The following is a 16305-nucleotide window of genomic DNA, read 5'->3' as shown; positions in this document are numbered from 1 at the left end:
CCCCGGTGGGAGTCGGGGATCACCGGCAAGTCGGTCGTCACATCGCCTGCTCGCCGCCGTCTTTCCGGCATTGCGCGACGTCGGAGGGTGATCTTGCTCTGCGACAGGCGATCTCGCGTTTTGTCAACTCGGCCCGCCACTTGACGACTTTCGTCCTAGCCGTCACGCTATTCACAACAGCGGCGGCTGTCACAGGAGACAACTCGCCGGCGTGGGCACTGTGAACGCAGCCAGCGGACTCTGAGGCCCGGCCGGACACTTGTGAAGACCGCCACTCGGCTGTGGCGGTATCGGCGATCTGAACGCCGGGAATATCGACACGGACACACCGGGGCGAAGTTGACGCCCACGGATCGCCACGGGTGGTACTTTGACACCCCCGTAGGTTTGGGTGTAGTTTTGGACGTTGCGCTGGCTGCCTCCTGTCCATACCTCGATCGCATCACGAAAGTTTCGCCTTCCGGTGTTACTTCCGCTGTCTGCTGTTCGGGTTTCGTTCGGGTCGTAACCAGCGGAATTCGTAGCAGACAAGCGACGGTCGCGGACCACCACGCGACGCGCGTTAGGTGCTGGAAGGACGCATCTTGGCAGTCTCCACCCAGACCAAGGCCGGTATCCCCGGAGCCCCGAAGCGGGTGTCTTTCGCGAAGATTCGTGAACCCCTGGAGGTTCCCGGACTTCTCGATCTACAAACCGAATCGTTCGCCTGGCTGGTCGGTTCAGCAGACTGGCGTGAGCGTGCCACCGCGCGCGGCGACGTCACCAACCCCACCGGGGGCCTCGAGGAGGTGCTCGAGGAGCTGTCTCCGATCGAGGACTTCTCCGGCTCCATGTCGCTGTCCTTCTCCGACCCGCGCTTCGAAGAGGTCAAGGCCTCCATCGAGGAGTGCAAGGACAAGGACATGACCTATGCGGCTCCGCTGTTCGTGACCGCGGAGTTCATCAACAACAACACCGGTGAGATCAAGTCTCAGACGGTCTTCATGGGTGACTTCCCGATGATGACCGACAAGGGCACGTTCATCATCAACGGCACCGAGCGCGTCGTCGTGTCGCAGCTCGTCCGTTCCCCGGGTGTGTACTTCGACTCGTCCATCGACAAGTCCACCGAGAAGACGCTGCACTCCGTGCGCGTCATTCCCTCGCGCGGCGCGTGGCTGGAGTTCGACGTCGACAAGCGCGACACCGTCGGTGTCCGCATCGACCGCAAGCGTCGTCAGCCGGTCACCGTGCTGCTCAAGGCGCTGGGCCTGACCACCGAGGAGATCACCGAGCGCTTCGGTTTCTCCGAGATCATGATGTCCACCCTCGAGAAGGACTCCACCCCGGGTCAGGACGAGGCGCTGCTCGACATCTACCGCAAGCTGCGTCCGGGCGAGCCGCCGACCAAGGAGTCCGCGCAGACCCTGCTGGAGAACCTGTTCTTCAAGGAGAAGCGCTACGACCTGGCGCGCGTCGGTCGCTACAAGATCAACAAGAAGCTGGGCCTGAACCTGGACCAGCCGGTCACCGGCTCGACGCTGACCAAGGAAGACATCGTCGCGACGATCGAGTACCTGGTCCGTCTGCACCAGGGCGATCGCCTCATGACCGCCCCCGGCGGCTCCGAGGTCCCGGTCGACGTCGACGACATCGACCACTTCGGCAACCGTCGTCTGCGGACGGTTGGCGAGCTGATCCAGAACCAGATCCGCGTGGGTCTCTCGCGTATGGAGCGTGTCGTGCGTGAGCGCATGACCACTCAGGACGTCGAGGCCATCACCCCGCAGACCCTGATCAACATCCGTCCCGTCGTGGCGGCGATCAAGGAGTTCTTCGGCACCTCGCAGCTGTCGCAGTTCATGGACCAGAACAACCCGCTCTCGGGTCTGACCCACAAGCGTCGTCTGTCGGCGCTGGGCCCGGGTGGTCTGTCCCGTGAGCGCGCCGGCCTGGAAGTCCGTGACGTCCACCCGTCGCACTACGGCCGCATGTGCCCGATCGAGACCCCGGAAGGCCCGAACATCGGCCTGATCGGTTCGCTCTCGGTCTACGCGCGGGTCAACCCGTTCGGTTTCATCGAGACCCCGTACCGCAAGGTCGTCGACGGCCGCGTCACCGATGAGGTCAAGTACCTCACCGCCGACGAAGAGGACCGCCACATCCGCGCCCAGGCGAACTCGCCGGTCGACGCGGACGGCCGCTTCCTCGAGGACCGCGTCCTCGCCCGCCACGGCAACGAGGAAATGGAATACGTCGACGCCAGCGCGGTCGACTACATGGACGTCTCGCCGCGCCAGATGGTGTCGGTCGCGACCGCCATGATTCCGTTCCTCGAGCACGACGACGCCAACCGTGCCCTCATGGGCGCGAACATGCAGCGTCAGGCCGTGCCGCTGATCCGTTCCGAGTCGCCGCTGGTCGGCACCGGTATGGAGCTGCGTGCCGCGGTCGACGCCGGTGACGTGGTCGTGAACCAGAAGGCCGGCGTGGTCGAAGAGGTCTCGGCCGACTTCATCACCGTCATGCACGACGACGGCACCCGTCGTTCGTACCGCCTGCGCAAGTTCGAGCGTTCCAACCAGGGCACCTGCGCCAACCAGCGTCCGATCGTGGACGAGGGCACCCGCGTGGAGGCCGGGCACGTGCTCGCCGACGGTCCGTGCACCGAGAACGGTGAGATGGCCCTGGGCAAGAACCTGCTCGTGGCGATCATGCCGTGGGAAGGCCACAACTACGAGGACGCGATCATCCTGTCGCAGCGCCTCGTGGAGGACGACGTGCTCACCTCGATCCACATCGAGGAGCACGAGATCGACGCTCGCGACACCAAGCTCGGCGCCGAGGAGATCACCCGGGACATCCCGAACGTCTCCGACGAGGTCCTGGCGGACCTGGACGAGCGTGGCATCGTGCGCATCGGCGCGGAGGTCCGGGACGGCGACATCCTGGTCGGCAAGGTCACCCCGAAGGGTGAGACCGAGCTGACCCCCGAGGAGCGCCTGCTGCGCGCCATCTTCGGTGAGAAGGCCCGGGAGGTCCGCGACACCTCCCTGAAGGTGCCCCACGGTGAGTCCGGCAAGGTCATCGGCGTGCGCGTGTTCTCGCGTGACGACGACGACGATCTGCCCCCGGGCGTCAACGAGCTGGTCCGCGTCTACGTCGCGCAGAAGCGCAAGATCCAGGACGGCGACAAGCTCGCCGGTCGCCACGGCAACAAGGGCGTCATCGGCAAGATCCTCCCGCAGGAGGACATGCCGTTCCTGCCCGACGGCACCCCGGTCGACATCATCCTGAACACCCACGGTGTGCCGCGTCGTATGAACATCGGTCAGGTGCTGGAAACCCACCTGGGTTACATCGCCAAGACCGGTTGGCAGGTCGAGGGTTCTCCCGATTGGGCGAAGAACCTGCCGGCCGAGATGATCGGTCAGCCCGCCGACACGAACATCGCCACCCCGGTGTTCGACGGTGCGCGCGAGGAGGAGCTGACCGGCCTGCTCGGTTCGACTCTGCCGAACCGCGACGGCGAGAAGATGATCAACGACGACGGCAAGGCGATCCTGCTGGACGGCCGCTCCGGTGAGCCGTTCCCGTACCCGGTGTCCGTCGGCTACATGTACATCCTGAAGCTGCACCACCTGGTCGACGACAAGATCCACGCGCGTTCGACCGGTCCGTACTCGATGATCACGCAGCAGCCGCTGGGTGGTAAGGCGCAGTTCGGTGGTCAGCGCTTCGGTGAAATGGAATGTTGGGCCATGCAGGCGTACGGCGCGGCCTACACCCTGCAGGAGCTGCTCACCATCAAGTCGGACGACGTGGTCGGCCGCGTGAAGGTGTACGAGGCGATCGTCAAGGGCGAGAACATTCCGGAGCCGGGTATCCCGGAGTCGTTCAAGGTTCTGCTCAAGGAACTCCAGTCGCTCTGCCTCAACGTGGAGGTGCTGTCCTCGGACGGCGCCGCCATCGAGATGCGTGACGGCGACGACGAGGACCTGGAGCGCGCCGCGGCGAACCTGGGTATCAACCTGTCCCGCAACGAGGCTGCGACGGTCGACGACCTGGCGCAGTGAGCGAACGGTCCGGGAAGGCCGATCGGATTCGAGAAGCCTTCCCGGGCAACGGATTTAGCGAACTTTTGCTCATACTCAACCCGAACAGGGGAAAGGAAGTTACGTGCTAGACGTCAACTTCTTCGATGAACTCCGGATCGGCCTGGCGACCGCCGAAGACATTCGTAACTGGTCTTTCGGCGAGGTCAAGAAGCCGGAGACCATCAACTACCGCACGCTGAAGCCGGAGAAGGACGGCCTCTTCTGCGAGAAGATCTTCGGTCCCACCCGGGACTGGGAGTGCTACTGCGGTAAGTACAAGCGTGTCCGCTTCAAGGGCATCATCTGCGAGCGCTGTGGTGTCGAGGTGACTCGCGCCAAGGTGCGTCGTGAGCGCATGGGCCACATCGAGCTGGCCGCTCCGGTCACCCACATCTGGTACTTCAAGGGTGTCCCGTCGCGTCTGGGCTACCTGCTCGACCTCGCGCCGAAGGATCTGGAAAAGATCATCTACTTCGCCGCGTACGTCATCACCTCGGTGGACGACGAGCTGCGCCACAACGAGCTCTCCACGCTCGAGGCGGAGATGGAGGTCGAGAAGAAGACCGTCGCCGACCAGCGTGACGCCGACCTCGAGGCCCGCGCCCAGAAGCTGGAAGCCGACCTGGCCGAGCTGGAGGCCGAGGGCGCCAAGTCCGACGTCCGCCGCAAGGTCAAGGACGGCGGCGAGCGCGAGATGCGTCAGCTGCGCGACCGCGCCCAGCGTGAGCTGGACCGGCTCGACGAGATCTGGACCACCTTCACCAAGCTGGCCAAGAAGCAGCTGATCATCGACGAGGTGATCTACCGCGAGCTGCAGGACCGCTACGGCGAGTACTTCACCGGCGCCATGGGCGCCGAGGCGATCCAGAAGCTCATGGAGACCTTCGACATCGCCGCGGAGGCCGAGAACCTGCGCGAGACCATCCGGACGGGCAAGGGCCAGAAGAAGCTTCGCGCCCTGAAGCGTCTGAAGGTCGTGGCCGCGTTCCAGACCAACGGCAACTCGCCGATGGGCATGGTCCTCGACGCCGTTCCGGTGATCCCGCCGGAGCTGCGCCCGATGGTGCAGCTGGACGGTGGCCGCTTCGCGACCTCCGACCTGAACGACCTGTACCGCCGCGTCATCAACCGCAACAACCGTTTGAAGCGACTGATCGATCTGGGTGCGCCCGAGATCATCGTGAACAACGAGAAGCGCATGCTTCAGGAGTCGGTGGACGCGCTGTTCGACAACGGCCGTCGCGGCCGTCCGGTCACCGGTCCGGGTAACCGCCCGCTGAAGTCCCTGAGCGATCTGCTCAAGGGCAAGCAGGGTCGTTTCCGTCAGAACCTGCTCGGCAAGCGTGTCGACTACTCCGGCCGTTCGGTCATCGTGGTCGGTCCGCAGCTGAAGCTGCACCAGTGCGGTCTGCCCAAGCTGATGGCGCTCGAGCTGTTCAAGCCGTTCGTCATGAAGCGTCTGGTCGACCTGAACCACGCGCAGAACATCAAGTCCGCCAAGCGGATGGTCGAGCGTCAGCGTCCCCAGGTGTGGGATGTCCTCGAAGAGGTCATCTCCGAGCACCCGGTGCTGCTGAACCGTGCGCCCACCCTGCACCGCCTGGGTATCCAGGCCTTCGAGCCGCTGCTGGTCGAAGGTAAGGCCATCCAGCTGCACCCGCTCGTGTGTGAGGCGTTCAACGCCGACTTCGACGGTGACCAGATGGCCGTGCACCTCCCGCTGTCCGCGGAGGCGCAGGCCGAGGCCCGCATCCTGATGCTGTCCTCGAACAACATCCTGTCGCCGGCCTCGGGTCGTCCGCTCGCCATGCCGCGTCTGGACATGGTGACCGGCCTGTTCTACCTGACCCGTCTGGAAGAGGGCGCGGTCGGCGAGTACAAGGCCGCCACCAAGGACGAGGCCGAGTTCGGCGTCTACTCCTCGCCCGCCGAGGCGCAGATGGCCGTGGACCGCGGCGACCTGACCGTGCGTTCGCTGATCAAGGTCCGCCTGACCGATCAGCGTCCGCCGAAGGACGTCGAGGCCGAGCTGTTCCTGGACGGCTGGCAGCGTGGTGACGCGTGGACCTGCAAGACCACCCTGGGTCGCGTGCTCTTCAACGATCTGCTCCCGGCGGACTACGCGTTCATCGACGAGCCGATGCCGAAGAAGCGTCAGGCGGCGATCATCAACGATCTCGCCGAGCGCTACCCGATGATCGTGGTCGCGCAGACCGTCGACAAGCTCAAGGACGCCGGCTTCTACTGGGCCACGCGTTCGGGTGTCACCGTCTCCATGTCGGACGTGCTCGTTCCGCCGGAGAAGGCGGAGATCATGGCGCGCTACGACGCGCAGGCCGATCAGATCGAGAAGAAGTACCAGCGTGGTGCTCTCGACCACCAGGAGCGCAACAACGCCCTGGTCAAGATCTGGCAGGAAGCGACCGAAGAGGTCGGTAAGGCGCTGCGCGCGCACTACCCGGCCGACAACCCGATCATCACGATCGTCGACTCGGGCGCCACGGGTAACTTCACCCAGACTCGTACCCTCGCGGGCATGAAGGGTCTGGTGACCAACCCGAAGGGTGAGTTCATCCCGCAGCCGATCAAGTCCTCCTTCCGTGAGGGCCTGACGGTTCTGGAGTACTTCATCAACACCCACGGTGCGCGAAAGGGTCTGGCCGACACCGCGCTTCGTACCGCCGACTCGGGTTACCTGACCCGTCGTCTGGTGGACGTGTCGCAGGACGTCATCGTGCGCGAGACCGACTGTGGCACCGAGCGCGGCATCGTGGTGCCGATCGCGGAGAAGCAGGCCGACGGCTCCGTCATCCGTGACGCGCACGTCGAGACCAGCACCTACGCTCGCACCCTGGCGACCGACGCGATCGACGCCAACGGCAATGTCGTCGTCGAGAAGGGCCACGACCTGGGCGACCCCGCCCTGGAGGCGCTGCTCGAGGCCGGCATCACCGAGGTGAAGGTCCGCTCCGTGCTGACCTGCACCACCGGCACCGGCGTCTGCGCCACCTGCTACGGCCGCTCGATGGCGACCGGCAAGCTGGTGGACATCGGTGAGGCCGTCGGTATCGTCGCAGCCCAGTCCATCGGTGAGCCCGGTACTCAGCTGACCATGCGTACCTTCCACCAGGGTGGTGTCGCGGGTGACGACATCACGGGTGGTCTGCCCCGCGTGCAGGAGCTCTTCGAGGCTCGTGTGCCCAAGGGCAAGGCCCCCATCGCCGAGGTGTCGGGTCGCGTGCGGCTCGAGGACGACGACCGCTTCTACAAGATCACGATCATCCCGGACGACGGGTCGGACGAGGTCCTGTACGACAAGCTGTCGAAGCGTCAGCGTCTGCGGGTGTTCAAGCACGAGGACGGCTCCGAGCGTCTCCTGGCCGACGGTGACCACGTCGAGGTCGGTCAGCAGCTGCTCGAGGGCTCGGCCGATCCGCACGAGGTGCTGCGCGTGATGGGCCCGCGTCAGGTGCAGGTCCACCTGGTCCACGAGGTCCAGGAGGTGTACCGCTCGCAGGGTGTGTCCATCCACGACAAGCACATCGAGGTGATCGTCCGCCAGATGCTGCGCCGCGTCACCATCATCGATTCGGGTGCGACCGAGTTCCTCCCGGGTTCGCTGGTGGAGCGCGCCGAGTTCGAGTCCGCCAACCGCCGCGTGGTCGCGGAGGGTGGCGAGCCCGCCTCGGGTCGTCCGGTGCTCATGGGTATCACCAAGGCGTCGCTCGCGACCGATTCGTGGCTGTCGGCGGCCTCCTTCCAGGAGACCACCCGCGTGCTCACGGACGCCGCGATCAACTGCCGCTCCGACAAGCTGATCGGCCTGAAGGAGAACGTGATCATCGGTAAGCTGATCCCGGCCGGTACCGGTATCAACCGCTACCGCAACATCCAGGTGCAGCCGACCGAAGAGGCCCGCCAGGCGGCGTACGCTGTCCCGTCCTACGACGACAGCTACTACAGCCCGGACGGCTTCGGCACTTCCACCGGTGCCGCGGTTCCGCTGGACGACTACGGCTTCAGCGATTACCGCTAAGCGTGTAGCCAGGCAATAGAATTCGGCCCCCGCTCCCTGTCGGAGCGGGGGCCGAACTCTTTTCCCGCTCGAGCGCGGTGCGCGGGTCTATGCTGTTTGCGACGAAGTAACCGGCCCCCGTCGCAGGGGAGGAGCTGACGTGTTCGCTCGAAGTGCTCTCGTTTCGGTCGTCTGCTGTGGAGCGGCCCTGTCGTTGTCCTTGCCGCTCTCGCTCGCCGCCGCCGATCCCGGTGGCGCACTGGGCGGCTGCCGCCACGGCGGCGTCCTGACCGGCGCGCTGATTCCGGGGACCGGCAGCGTAGGCCAGAGCGTCCACCGCGAGGCGGACGTCTGGGCCTGCTCGAGCCCGCTGCTGCCCGGTATCGAATCCGGCCACTTCACCGCCGAATTGCCGTTCAACGCCCTCGATTCGCCGTCGCTGGGCCGATTCGACTGGACCGACGGCAGTGTCAGTCGGGTGATCGGCCGGCCCAACGGCCTGTGGACGATTGTGGACGGCCCCGGCAACGGGCACACCTTCCGTTTCGACCTCGCGCAGGAGATGAACGTGTGGTGGTACCACTGGAACCACAGCATGCCGGTGGAGTCGGTCAGCTTCCTGGCGTGAATCCCGGTGGGGGAGGCGTCAGTTGGCGGGCGGGGGAGTCGGGATAGCGGCGAAGGCGGGCCGGAAGATGTTCGACGCGCCGGGAGCCAGGGTGTCGACGTAGGCGAGGGCGGCTTCGGAGGCCTCGTGGCCGCCGGACATCTGCAGGCCGATGGCCCCGCCGACCACGCCGCCGACCACCGCGAGCAGCGGGGCGGTGATGAAGTCCAGGACGAACAGGCCGAGCGGGAAGCCCGCGATGAAGCCGATGGTGGCGCCGATCGCCGCGCCGGTGGCGACCGCGGGCATATTGGCCTGGACCACGTCGAAGAAGTGCTGCTGGGCATCCACGTTGCGGAGCTCGGTGTCGGACGCGGCGACCGGGGTGAGGGTGAGGCGGCGGTTGCTCTGGTCGATGACCGGGGTGAATTCCGCTGTCTTGCCGTCGATGTCGTATTTCAGGGGCACGGTGGAGACCAGGCTGCCCTTGTCGTCGGTGACGATGACGGCCTCACCGTCCCAGGTGGCGAGGAACTGCCCCGCCCGCAGGGTGCTGACCGCGGAGCGGTGGTCGGAGGAGAGCGCCACGTCGTAGCCGATGCTGTGATCGGCACCCTTGATCTGCAGGGCGGGCTTCGCGGGGGCCTGCTCGGGCGCGGCGGTGGCCGTGCCGGCGACGGTGGTCGCGGTCAAGCAAAGCAAGGCAGGCGCAACGTATTTGGTGATACCCATGGTGGCTGGTCCTCGAGTTTGCGATAGGTTTCCCGACCTTTGCGACAAACTACCGTTATCAACTCGAGATGTGAAGCGTTATGGCGCATTCGTGTCGTCGTCGGGTTCCCCGAGTCGCACGACCACGACGCCGATGAGAATCAAAGCGCCGCCGAACAATTGGATCGGCGCGGGTGTCTGACCCAGGAGCGCCCAGGAGAACAGGATGGCGGCCAGGACCTCGGCGAGCGCGGCGAAGGACGCCAGGCGTGACCCGAGCAGCCGGGTGGCGGCGATACCGGTGACATAGGAGATGGCGGCCGTGATCACGCCGAGCGCGAGCAGCGGCACCCACCAGTCCACGGTGAACCCCTGGAAGGCAACGGGAGTGGTGGTGGCGTGCAGTGGGACGACGCCGAGCAGGGCCGCGGCCAGGATGCCGAGTCCGCCGACCAGTAGTCCGCTGGTGGCCAGCACGGTGCCGGGCACCGCGTCCCCGGCGTGCGCGTTCAGGATGAAATAGGCGGCCGCACCGACCATCGCGCCCAGGGCCCACGCGATGCCGACCCAGCTGGTGCTGGTGCCCGATCGCAGATTGAGCACCAGCACCAGTCCGGTCACGCCGATGATCGCACCGAGAACGGTTGCGCGACCGGGCTTCTGACTGTGCCGCAGCCACAACCAGACCACCACGGCGATCGGCGCGGTGTATTCGATGAGCAGCGCGACCCCGACATCCATATGGGCGACGGCATTGAAATAGGACAGCTGTGCGGTGGCGACGGCCAGCAGCCCGTATCCCGCGAGCAGGGAGATATTGCGCCGCAGCAGGTCCCAGTCGCCGTGCAATCGCACGACGGCGGCGGGCAGCAGCACGACCGCGCCGAGGAGGACGCGGACGATGACGACGGCGGCGGGGCTCCAGCCCGCGTCGATGAGTCCGCGGGCCAGCGGCCCGGAGAGTCCGAACGCGGCGGCCGACAGGGCGGCGCAGATCAGCCCGGAGCGGATCCGGTGCGACACCACCGTCCTGTCATGAGTCAAAGTCGCCATGGCAAATGACGCTAAGGGTCACGTGTGTAATATGTCAACGTGCTTTTCGCTGATGACACGGTGGCCTCCCTGGCCGCGGCGGTCGAGCTGGTGAACTCGGCCGAGGAGCCGGACACCCTGACCGAGATCGCCCAGCTGGACGCCTTCTTCGAGAAGCACCGCTACACCGGGGCGCATGCCGGGACCGCCGCCGAACTCGCGGCGGTCCGCGCCCAGCGCGCACCGTTGCGCCGCCTGCTCACCGCCGACCGCGACTCCGCCGTCGCCGTGGTGAACGCCATCCTCGCCGAGCATCGCGCGGTCCCCGAACTGGTCCGCCACGACGGCCTCGACTATCACATCCACGCGGTCCCGCCCCAGGCTCCGCTGCAGGTCCGGATCGCCGTGGAGACGGCCATGGCGATGATCGACCTGATCCGCGCCGACGAGCTCTCCCGCCTGGCGATCTGCGCCGACGACTCCTGTGCGGGCATCGTGCTGGACCTGTCCCGCAACCGTTCCCGTCGCTACTGTTCGACGGCCTGCACCAATCGCAACGCGGTCGCCGCGTACCGGGCCCGCAAGTCCGCGAATTGAGTTTTCCCGCCCTCCGCGTGCGCTGAGAGGGCTTCGGCATTAGTGTTCTCGAGGCCGCCCTGGCGGGCCGGTCGTTGGTGCCAGCACGCCCGCTGTACGAATTCAATCGGGGTTCCAGGTAATGACGATGAGAACACAACTGCCGCTACGTCCCTACGACGTCGTGCTGATCGGCGGCGGCATCATGAGCGCGACGCTCGCGGTGCTGATCAAGCACCTGGAACCCAGCTGGACCATCGGGGTCTACGAACGATTGCCGGAGGTCGGCACCGAGGCGTCGGCGGCCTGGAACAATTCGGGCACCGGGCACGCCGGCCTGTGCGAACTCGATTACACCGGTGAGAATCCCGACGGCTCCATCGATATCGAGCCGGCGCTCGCGCTGAATGAACAGTTCCAGCTGACCCGGCAATTGTGGGCGTCGCTGGTGGGCTCGGGGATTCTGCGCAATCCGGAGACCTTCATCAATCCGGTCCCGCATATGACACTGGCGCGCGGCAAGACCGAGGTGGATTTCCTGCGCCGCCGCCACGAAACCATGTCCGCGCATCACCTTTTCGCGAATATGAAGTTCAGTGACGATCCGGCGGTGATCGGCGAATGGGCGCCGCTGCTCACCACCGGCCGCGACGACGGCGAGCCGATCGCCGCCACCCGCGATATCACCGGCAGTGATGTCGATTTCGGTGAGCTGACCCGTCAGCTGTTCCATTGGCTGCGCTGGCAGGACGTGGAGATCCACCGCAATTGCGAGGTGCGCGGACTGCGCCGCAACAATGACGGCACCTGGCAGCTGCGGGTGGACTGGCGCACCGACAACGACCGGCTCACCCGGAAGGCCGACGCCCGCTTCGTCTTCGCGGGCGCGGGCGGCTGGGCGTTGAAGATCCTGCAGAAGGCCGGGATTCCCGAGGCGGACGGCTACGGGCTACTGCCGGTCAGCGGCCGGTTCCTGCGCTGTGGCAATCCCGAGGTGGTGGCCGGGCACGACGCCAAGGTGTACGGGAAGGCGCTGTCGGGCGCGCCGTCGATCGCCATGCCGCACCTGGACACTCGCATCGTGAACGGGGAACGCGCCCTGTTGTTCGGGCCGTACGCGGGCGCGAATCCCCGCTTCCTGAAACAGGGTTCGCTGCTCGACGCGCCCGCCTCGTTGCGGGTGGGCAATGCCGGGTCCATCGCGGCCATGTTGAAGGCGAATACCGAGTTGCTGCGGTTGCTGGCCGGGCAGCTGGCCTCGACCCGCAAGAAGAAATTGGCCGCGCTGCGCGAGTTCGTGCCCGAGGCGCGCGCCGAGGACTGGTCGCTGATCACCGCCGGGCAGCGCGCCCAGCTGGTGAAGCCGGACGCCGAACGCGGCGGGGTGCTCGAGTTCGGCACCGAGGTGGTGGCCGCGCAGGACGGCTCGATCGCCGCGGTGCTGGGGGCGAGCCCGGGCGCGTCGACGGCGCCGGTGGTGTTGCTCGAGGTGCTGCAGCGCTGCTTCCCGCGCTACGCCCGGATCTGGGAGCCGCGGCTGCGGGAGTTGATGCCGACGCTGGGCCACAGTCTGGCCGACGATGCGCGGCTGGCCCGGCAGACCATGGCCCGGACCGCGGAGGCGCTGGGTCTGGCGGGCCGGGTGGTGGGCTGATTCTTCAGGGAGTCGTGGGCTGATCCGGCAGGAAACTGCCAGGCCCTGGGTCCCGGACCGCCGTGGACAAAGACGCTTCCCGCCCGGTATGAAATTGGAACAGGTTTCAATTCTGATCGGCGGGAGACGCGATGGACAGCGCGAATGCGACCATGGGCGACATGGTGATGGCGGGCTTCAAGAAGCTCGGCTTCATCCAGTTCACGGGCATCGAGAGCGTCGAATACGGCCCGGGCCGCAGCGTGGTCGGCATGGCCGCGCGCCCCGAGCACTTCAACCACAATGGCGACATCCACGCGGCTCTGCTGTTCGGCCTGGCCGAGACCGCCGCCATGGGCGCGTCCATCTCCGGCATCGTGGACCTGCTCGCCGACACCTTCATCGTGGCCCGCGACGGCCGCATCGAATACCTGGCCCGGGCCAAGGGGCAGGAGGGCCCGTTCACCGGCACCGCCGAACTGATGCCCGAGACCATCGCCGAGACCCGCGCGAACATCGAGTCCCGCACCGAGATCGAGCTGGAGGTGCCGGTGATCATCGCCGATGTCACCGGCAAGCCCGTGGCCCGCGCCGCCTTCACCGCCGTCATCCGGCCGCGCCGCAAGTAATCTCAGCGTTCGCTGTCGAGCATGGCCATCTGCGCCGGGGCGTAGCGCCCGCCCGCCACCCGGTCGGCGGGCACCGCGGCCTCGATGGTGGCCAGCTCGGCCTCCGACAGCCGGATGTCCACCGCCGCAACGGCTTCGGCCCAGCGCTCCGGCTTCCGCGCACCGATCAGCGGCACGATGTCGGTGCCCCGCGACAGCGCCCAGGCGATGGCCAGCTGGGCCACGCTCACCTCGCGCTCGGCCGCGATCGTGCCCAGCGCGTCCACCAGCCGCAGGTTGGCGTCCAGGTTCTCGCCCTGGAAGCGCGGGCTGTGGGCGCGGAAGTCGCTGGGCGCGAACTGCTGGCCGGCCCGCACCGAATCGCTGAGCAGGCCGCGCGAGAGCACCCCGTACGCGGTGATGCCGATCCCGAGTTCCCGTGCGACGGGCAGGATCTCGGCCTCGAGGGCGCGCGAGATCAGCGAGTACTCGATCTGCAGATCCGCGATCGGATGCACGGCCGCGGCTCGGCGCAGCGTCTCCGCGCCCACCTCGGACAGGCCGATGTGGCGGATGTACCCGGCCTGGACCAGCTCGGCCAGCCCGCCGATGGTCTCCTCGATCGGCACGTTCGGGTCCAGCCGGGCGGGCCGGTAGATGTCGATGTAGTCGGTGCCGAGGCGCTGCAGCGAGTAGGCCAGGAAGTTCTTGGTGGCCGCCGGCCGGGTGTCGACGCCGCCGAAGCTGTTGTCCGGGCCGCGCAGCGCCCCGTATTTCACGCTGAGCAGGACGTCCTCCCGCTTGCGGTCGGCCAGCGCCTGCCGGATGAGCAGTTCGTTGTGGCCCATGCCGTAGAAGTCGCCGGTGTCGATGAGGTTCGCGCCGGAATCGAGGGCCGCGTGCACGGTGGCGATCGAGACGGCGTCGTCGGCCGCCCCGTACATGCCCGACATCCCCATGGCGCCCAGGGCGATACGGGAGACGGCGGGCCCGGTCTTGCCGAGCTGGACGGTGCTGAGGTTCGTGGTCATGGGAACAACACTGCGCCCGATCCCGGGAGTGCGGGAGAGGAGCGCTGATCCAGGGATCGGCGATCCCTGGTTACCGGGCCGGGCTGTGGACGGCTGTGGATGGATCCGCACCCAGGCTGGGACTGCCGATACCTGGTTACCGGGCCGGGGACGGGGGACAGTGGTGAGGTGGATCGAACCGAGCTGGCCGACTTCCTGCGCCGACGCCGTGAGCAGCTGCAACCGCAGACCGTGGGATTGCCGCCGGGCGCCCGCCGCCGCACGCCCGGTCTGCGCCGCGACGAGGTAGCCCTGCTCGCGGGCATGTCGACCGACTACTACACACGCCTCGAGCAAGGGCGCGGGCCGCGACCGTCGGTGCAGGTGCTGGCCGCGCTGGCGCGGGCGCTGCGACTGACCGACAGCGAACGCGACCACCTCTTCCATCTGTCCGGACATCAGGCCCCGGCCCGCGGCGGCGACAGCCACGTGGGGCCCGGCATCCTGCACGTGCTGTCCAAACTGGACGACACCCCGGCTGTGGTCATCTCCGACCTGGGCGAGGTGCTGGTGCAGAACCGCATGTACACCCTGCTGTCCGGGGATTACGCGCGGCGGCGCGGCCTGGACCGCTGCATTCCGTGGCGCTGGTTCACCGAGCCGGGCTCGCGCGCCATCTTCCCGCCGGAGGACTGGGCAGCCATGAGCCACAAGCACGTCGCCGACCTGCGCGCGGTCTCCGCCCGCCGCGCGGGCGACGCCGACGTGACCGAATTGGTGGCCCGGCTGCGCGCCGCCAGCCCGGAATTCGAGCGGCTGTGGCACGAACACGAGGTCGGCACCGGCACCGGGCACGTCAAACGCATGATCCACCCGGAAGTCGGTGTGCTGGAACTGATCTGCGAGCCGCTGCTCACTCCCAGCGCCACCCGGCACGTGCTGATCTACTACCCCGCGCCGGGTACCGACACCCAGGACAAGCTGGATTTGTTGCGGGTCATCGGAACCCAGTCGATGACCGGCGGCTGATTCCTACTCGTGGGGGACGCCGCAGCGCCGCTTGCGGGGTTTGAGATGCAGTCCCGGCAGCGGGGGAGCGGGGATCCGCTGTTCGGGCGTGTGGCCCGCGATATCGGCGAACCGCCCGACATCGTGCTTCTCCCAGTCGTTGCGGGCCTGCTCGATCTCCTCGTGACTGCGGGCCACGAAGTTCCACCACATGACCAGGTCCTCGCCGAACGGTTCACCGCCGAGCAGCAACACGTGCGCGCCCGCGGTGTCGTGCACGCGGATCGCGTCCCGGTCGCTGCCCAGGTAGAACAGGCTGCCCGGCTCGACCACCGTGCCGTCGAGGCTCAGCGATCCCGCGATCACCAGCACCGCGTGCTCGAACGCCGGGTTCAACGGCAGCGCGGTGTCGGCTCCGGCCGCGACGCGCAGGTCCGCGCCGACGATCGGGGTGTACGCGGTGGCCGGGGAGGTGACCCCGTCCAGCATGCCGATCAGGACCGTGCCCTCGACCGACGGCGCCCGGAAGGCGGGCAGTTCCCGATGCTGCTCGAAATGCGGTGCGATATCCCGGGATTCACCCGGCAGCGCCACCCACAGCTGCAAACCGTGCCCCGAGACATGGCCCGGCACCCGGTATTCCGAGTGCGCGATGCCGTGGCCCGAGGTCATGATGTTGAGCTGGCCGGGCGCGATCTCCACATCCGAGCCCACACTGTCGCGGTGCCGGATCCGCCCGTCCAGAGGCCAAGTGACGGTTTGCAATCCGATGTGCGGGTGCGGGTCGATGTCGTGGCCCTCGGGGTTGGCCTCCGACGCGCCGTCGAAGTGGTCCAGGAAGCACCACGCGCCGACCGTCGGCAGATCCCGCTGCGGCAGCGACCGGAACACGGTCACCCCCCGGACGCCGCCGAGCGGCACCTCCCGGGCCGGGAAGAACTCCGCCCGCGGTCCCGGACGGCCCGACGACTCGCACAGCGACTCCTCCGGCCGCGGCTCCAGATCACTCACACCCGCACCTCCCTAGCT

Annotated in this window: 11 protein-coding genes; 7 read left to right on the top strand and 4 right to left on the bottom strand. The window is 67.3% G+C overall.

What is annotated here, in order from left to right; all coding sequences use genetic code 11:
- The first annotated feature begins 566 nt into the window (after nucleotides 1–566).
- The 3 genes from ABZ412_RS17215 to ABZ412_RS17205 all read left to right on the top strand — a co-directional run bounded on the left by ABZ412_RS17215 (nucleotide 567) and on the right by ABZ412_RS17205 (nucleotide 8719).
- Nucleotides 567–4055: a DNA-directed RNA polymerase subunit beta gene (locus ABZ412_RS17215; RefSeq protein WP_357281766.1), complete on the top strand. Its 3489-nt coding sequence runs from the start codon at nucleotides 567–569 to the stop codon at nucleotides 4053–4055.
- Nucleotides 4056–4158: 103 nt separating this feature from the next.
- Entirely contained in the window at nucleotides 4159–8112 is a 3954-nt protein-coding gene (locus ABZ412_RS17210) for a DNA-directed RNA polymerase subunit beta' (protein WP_357281764.1), read from the top strand.
- A gap of 139 nt (nucleotides 8113–8251) precedes the next feature.
- Nucleotides 8252–8719, top strand: coding sequence for a hypothetical protein (locus ABZ412_RS17205; protein WP_357281763.1), 468 nt, complete (start codon nucleotides 8252–8254; stop codon nucleotides 8717–8719).
- Nucleotides 8720–8737: 18 nt separating this feature from the next.
- Here the strand turns inward: ABZ412_RS17205 and ABZ412_RS17200 are convergent, their stop codons facing one another.
- Nucleotides 8738–9391: a hypothetical protein gene (locus tag ABZ412_RS17200; RefSeq protein WP_357281761.1), complete on the bottom strand. Its 654-nt coding sequence runs from the start codon at nucleotides 9389–9391 to the stop codon at nucleotides 8738–8740.
- A gap of 117 nt (nucleotides 9392–9508) precedes the next feature.
- Entirely contained in the window at nucleotides 9509–10462 is a 954-nt protein-coding gene (locus ABZ412_RS17195; RefSeq protein ID WP_357281760.1) for a DMT family transporter, read from the bottom strand.
- A gap of 39 nt (nucleotides 10463–10501) precedes the next feature.
- On the opposite strand from ABZ412_RS17195, the gene ABZ412_RS17190 reads away from it, so the two are divergent.
- From ABZ412_RS17190 to ABZ412_RS17180, 3 genes are all read left to right on the top strand, one after another.
- Entirely contained in the window at nucleotides 10502–11038 is a 537-nt protein-coding gene (locus ABZ412_RS17190; RefSeq protein ID WP_357281759.1) for a CGNR zinc finger domain-containing protein, read from the top strand.
- A 127-nt stretch (nucleotides 11039–11165) separates the two neighbouring features.
- The gene (gene mqo / locus ABZ412_RS17185; RefSeq protein ID WP_357281757.1) at nucleotides 11166–12671 is read left to right on the top strand and encodes a malate dehydrogenase (quinone); all 1506 of its coding nucleotides are present in this window, start codon (nucleotides 11166–11168) and stop codon (nucleotides 12669–12671) included.
- Nucleotides 12672–12802: 131 nt separating this feature from the next.
- Nucleotides 12803–13279, top strand: coding sequence for a DUF4442 domain-containing protein (locus ABZ412_RS17180; protein ID WP_357281755.1), 477 nt, complete (start codon nucleotides 12803–12805; stop codon nucleotides 13277–13279).
- A 2-nt stretch (nucleotides 13280–13281) separates the two neighbouring features.
- On the opposite strand, the gene ABZ412_RS17175 is transcribed toward ABZ412_RS17180, so the two are convergent.
- Nucleotides 13282–14289: an aldo/keto reductase gene (locus ABZ412_RS17175; RefSeq protein WP_357281754.1), complete on the bottom strand. Its 1008-nt coding sequence runs from the start codon at nucleotides 14287–14289 to the stop codon at nucleotides 13282–13284.
- A gap of 168 nt (nucleotides 14290–14457) precedes the next feature.
- Between ABZ412_RS17175 and ABZ412_RS17170 the strand changes: the two genes are divergently transcribed.
- On the top strand, nucleotides 14458–15297 hold the full coding sequence (locus tag ABZ412_RS17170; protein WP_357281753.1) for a helix-turn-helix transcriptional regulator: 840 nt from the start codon (nucleotides 14458–14460) through the stop codon (nucleotides 15295–15297).
- Between the two features lie 3 nt (nucleotides 15298–15300).
- On the opposite strand, the gene ABZ412_RS17165 is transcribed toward ABZ412_RS17170, so the two are convergent.
- Nucleotides 15301–16287 carry a pirin family protein gene (locus tag ABZ412_RS17165; protein WP_357281751.1) on the bottom strand — a complete coding sequence of 329 codons (987 nt, stop codon included), beginning with the start codon at nucleotides 16285–16287 and terminating at the stop codon, nucleotides 15301–15303.
- Nucleotides 16288–16305: the final 18 nt, after the last annotated feature.

The sequence above is a fragment of the Nocardia sp. NPDC005746 genome (assembly GCF_040630785.1).
Lineage (GTDB): Bacteria > Actinomycetota > Actinomycetes > Mycobacteriales > Mycobacteriaceae > Nocardia.
Note: the sequence above shows the minus strand (reverse complement) of the source record. Positions and strands in the feature narration are given on the sequence as shown.